This window comes from Psychrobacter cibarius, assembly GCF_904845955.1.
In the GTDB taxonomy this organism is placed as follows: Bacteria; Pseudomonadota; Gammaproteobacteria; order Pseudomonadales; family Moraxellaceae; genus Psychrobacter; species Psychrobacter cibarius_B.
This window is the reverse complement of sequence record NZ_CAJGYX010000022.1, coordinates 1-3853: the sequence shown is the minus strand read 5'-3', so window position 1 is coordinate 3853 and position 3853 is coordinate 1. Positions and strand designations below refer to the sequence as shown.

The window sequence follows — 3853 nt, the reverse complement described above, 5'->3', positions numbered from 1 at the left end:
TTGTTGTACGCTCTACAATCACTGACAGGCTTTGTTGTGCTAATCGCTTGTTAATCGCTTGATCTGCTCTAGTAATTGCCTGATCTGCGTCTGCTGCGAGCTGTTTACTGCCGTCAATTCGCTGTTTGCTGTCGTCAAGGACTCGGCTAAAGAGTTGAGTTTTTTTATCCGCCCAAGCGTTGCTTGGAACTCGGAGGTCAATGAGATATTGTGAGTCTTCGATTGCTCTAATTGATCCGTTAATAGCGTCACTTGCTCCGTTAGCTGCTGTAGCTGCTTGTTCACTATGCTTCTCACTTATTTTAATTGCTGATAATTCATCAATAATATTAATAGTCAGGCTATCAATTTTTGCCTGTTTGAAAGCTGTGGTAGCGTTCAGATGATCCATGTATGTCTGTCTGATGCTCGGCTTGTTGATTTCTATCATCGAAAAGTTAACTGGTTCTCGCTCAATACCTTGCGCTTTAAGACTTTTCATGCTGATCCGTGCGTCACTATTGGCTAATTCTAAATGCTTGTTGCAGGTCTGCTCCCATCGCTCGCGCTGCGCTGACAAATCGGCTCTACGGTCAGCTGGGGGTATGCCTGTATTCGCTTTCTTAGCTCCACCCCGCTCGGGATTTTTTGAGTTATACCGCTTGAAATATTGGGCGGGATCGCGCTCGATACCATCAATAGTACGCTCCGAAAACATCAGATGACAATGCGGCTGCTCTTTGCCGTCCATCGCTTTGGGGGTATGGATAGCGAATTGGTAAGCGAATTTATCTCCGATTTCTTGCTCGATCCAATCCTGAACAAGTGCCAATCGCTGCGCCTCGTTCAGTTCACGCGGCAACGTGATAACGTGTTCTCGATACGTTGAGCCGTTTTTTCGCTCGTACTCATCAGCCATCTGCCAAAAGAAGTTGGGGTCGGACTCTGCCCACTTCGGCATATTTCCTGACTCGGTATGTTCTAGCTTTTCGATCTCTGGGTCTTTCTCGTACTTTCCTTCACGCGCAATATATTGCGCGTGTGCTGACGCTTTTCCTTTTGCTCCCGTGCAAACACTTAATCGCCCTATTGCCATTATTTTTCGCTCTTTTGTAGTTGTCAGGCTTTGCCTGATTGGGGATTTCGAAGGGGGCATTTTCCCCTTGACACGGAGTTTCTAATTTACGTAACGCAGTGGAGAAAGATAGAAACGTCTAACCGTGCTTTGTCTTCCTCAGTCAAAGAAAAAAACATATCGCTATGCAAATATTATCACATAATGGTAGGATCATTCGATAATTGAAAAAATAAGGATTAACGAGATATGGCTAACATCGACACAGAGCACTTAGAATTGCTTATAACACGCTTTAAGGGCTTCAAGTCACCCAACGACACACAGAAGCTTATTATTGCGTTAGGGAGCAAATTAGAGCGTTCAGACGAGGATAATAAAAAACTCGCTGTACTCCTCAAAGCCGAAAAAGCCGCTGATAAATTAATAAAAGCTAGAGCCGCCACAAACAAAATTATGAACGCTGAAAAAACAGCTGCTCGAAAACTTGATGTGAGAAAAAAGATCATTTGGGGGGCTGCATTGAAAACAGCTAGTGAGACAAGCCCATATTTCGCTGATATGATGAAGAAATTGTATGATGAAGGGTTTATAGCGGAGAAGGACAAGGACGCTGTAAGAGATGATTACAACGTCTTATTAAATTCTTAAACTAGCTGCTTTCGTTTATCCGTAATGATAGTAAGCATCTCATTTAATGTGTCTATCCCAGCATCGGTTAGACGCTCCCATTCGCGCATCATGTCAGATACGGAATTTTTGAAAGTACCATTAGGATCGAATATCTTACATATCCAGAGCAGCATTTCTGAGCGCTCATGTTTAGTGTATTTATTGATAAACATTTTTGCGTCCGCTGTATCTGCAATATAAGCACGTACTAAATTTAAACTCTCGTCAGTCAACATCTTCAGCTGCTCAGCGCTAATTTTTTCACTACCTACGTTGACTGTCATTATACCGAAACGCATAGGATTTTTTTTGACGTACTGAGCGCTAATGTTTAACAGCTCCAAATATAAATTATTTGTGAGCCTTTGCGTCATTTGTTCCATATTTGCATCAGTCGCATTTTCAATCGTAGTCATACCAATGTCATCGGCATAAACGATAGTATTCTTGGTCATAATTATTTACCTTTTTTCGAGTTGGAGAACAAGTCAGCTTGTCCGTATTTTTTGACATATTCACGCATAAAGTCCCGAACTGCCTTGCTTGCGGTAATATCTTGATTTTCACAAGAGTGTTTAAACGCTGCAAGTAAGTTTTCTTCAACTTTCGCTGTGAACAATTTTTCTTTGATTTCTGGCATGGCATACTCTTATATAATAAGTATATACACAGTATATAACACGTATATACGTTGTGCAATGGGTTATTGATGTTTTTATCGAATTTTTAAAATCGCGTTTAAAATATATACAGCGTATATACGTTTTCAGTATAGTTAGGGTATTTTTAAGGGTTTAGATTGGTTTCTTTTCACATTATTTTTGTGAGTCCTAGATTAGAATTGCGACTCTGTTAATTTGTTTTTTTTGTATGTTTATTTATTCTAATTTTTTTTGTGAGTCCTTATGTTATATAGCCTAGGGGGCTATATAACACTTAATAGCCTAAGTAAGTCTCGATGCTGATTTTGGAGCCTTGAGCAGAATCCAAGCAACACTCACCCTAAGTCTTTTTTATAAAATTTCTATAAAAAAGACTTAGTGCGTCACTTTGGTTGTGATGCCGACTTCATCGCCCATCGCATACCAAGAGGTCATCACTGTATCAAGCTGACCCTGTTAAGATTACGGCTGATAGCACCGCCTAGACACGCTCTTAACCGCTACTGTGCTGTCATACGCTAGCAAGGGATAACACCCAATATACCGCTACGATATGCACAAATAACCACTCATTGCGTTGATCAATATGTCTAGTAACCCCTGTCGAGATCTTTGTCCTTGTGTTAAACGCAGTCGTCACCGAGGCCTGCCACCCATTTAACGGACACAGATACAGAGAGAGCAGCACTAGGCTGTAACGGAGAAATAAACGGTTTATATATGATAAATCGTAACAGGGAGTTGAGTTTTGAGCAGGATATGGATAAAATAGCGCTATTAGCGGGTATTTATATACTGGTCGAATAACGCAGTGCCACTGCTTATTTGTCCGTTACAGTGTGCTGAAACACGCTGTAACCGTTAACCACATAGTAATACTAAACGCCCAATCTATTCAACTAGATTGGGCGTTTTTTTGTTCGGTCATATTTAGTGATAGAGGTTATTTTTAGCGCCTGTTCTTTGCTACGCATGGCGCGAGAAGTTTTAAAAAAAATTGGTGTCACAAATAAAAATCATAGTTATTTGTTGATTGTGGCTCTATTGTGGCTGCTGAGGGCTGATGATTGGTTGATTTTGGCGCTGCTACTGGTTCAGGTGGGTTTATCTCATTCAGTTTTTGAAGGTCGTTTAAATCGCATCTAAGCTCGTATTTATCAGTAAACTTCTCGATGCTTAAATTGCTGTAATCATACCTGACACTAGAAGAACTAAGATTTTTGAGCATAAAACCCTTGATGCCTTGCGCTGTCTTGTTTCCCGCCAAATGCTCGTTATTACCCTCACGCAAATCAATTTTATAACCATTGTTCGCAGCTGTAATAATACGTCCTATTATTCCCCCGATAGCTATATCACCTGACAAGCTGGTTTCTACCCTGCCAAAGTCACTCCGCCTAACGATGGAACGCATCTGAATACCCAACAAATCGAACGGTGTACGCTCTACAATCACTGACAGGCT

At 41.0% G+C, this 3853-nt stretch carries 5 protein-coding genes; 1 reads left to right on the top strand and 4 read right to left on the bottom strand.

Annotated features, from left to right (window positions below; translation table 11 throughout):
- The coding region (locus tag JMV76_RS14550; RefSeq protein WP_227690459.1) for a MobA/MobL family protein at window positions 1-1135 on the bottom strand (1135 nt) is incomplete at its 3' end.
- Window positions 1136-1303: 168 nt separating this feature from the next.
- Between JMV76_RS14550 and JMV76_RS14545 the strand changes: the two genes are divergently transcribed.
- A complete protein-coding gene (locus tag JMV76_RS14545) occupies window positions 1304-1705 on the top strand; it encodes a hypothetical protein (protein ID WP_201503178.1) in 402 nt (133 codons plus the stop codon).
- On the opposite strand, the gene JMV76_RS14540 is transcribed toward JMV76_RS14545, so the two are convergent.
- The 3 genes from JMV76_RS14540 to JMV76_RS14530 all read right to left on the bottom strand — a co-directional run.
- A complete protein-coding gene (locus JMV76_RS14540) occupies window positions 1702-2181 on the bottom strand; it encodes a hypothetical protein (RefSeq protein ID WP_201503177.1) in 480 nt (159 codons plus the stop codon). The genes JMV76_RS14545 and JMV76_RS14540 overlap by 4 nt on opposite strands.
- A 2-nt stretch (window positions 2182-2183) precedes the next feature.
- On the bottom strand, window positions 2184-2366 hold the full coding sequence (locus JMV76_RS14535; RefSeq protein ID WP_201503176.1) for a hypothetical protein: 183 nt from the start codon (window positions 2364-2366) through the stop codon (window positions 2184-2186).
- A 1025-nt stretch (window positions 2367-3391) separates the two neighbouring features.
- The coding region (locus JMV76_RS14530; protein WP_227690457.1) for a hypothetical protein at window positions 3392-3853 on the bottom strand (462 nt) is incomplete at its 5' end.

Excerpts from the sequence above, each read along its gene's own strand:
- JMV76_RS14535 (WP_201503176.1), bottom strand. The coding sequence starts at position 2,366 with ATGCCAGAAATCAAAGAAAAATTGTTCACAGCGAAAGTTGAAGAAAAC.
- JMV76_RS14540 (WP_201503177.1), bottom strand. The coding sequence starts at position 2,181 with ATGACCAAGAATACTATCGTTTATGCCGATGACATTGGTATGACTACG.
- JMV76_RS14545 (WP_201503178.1), top strand. The coding sequence starts at position 1,304 with ATGGCTAACATCGACACAGAGCACTTAGAATTGCTTATAACACGCTTT.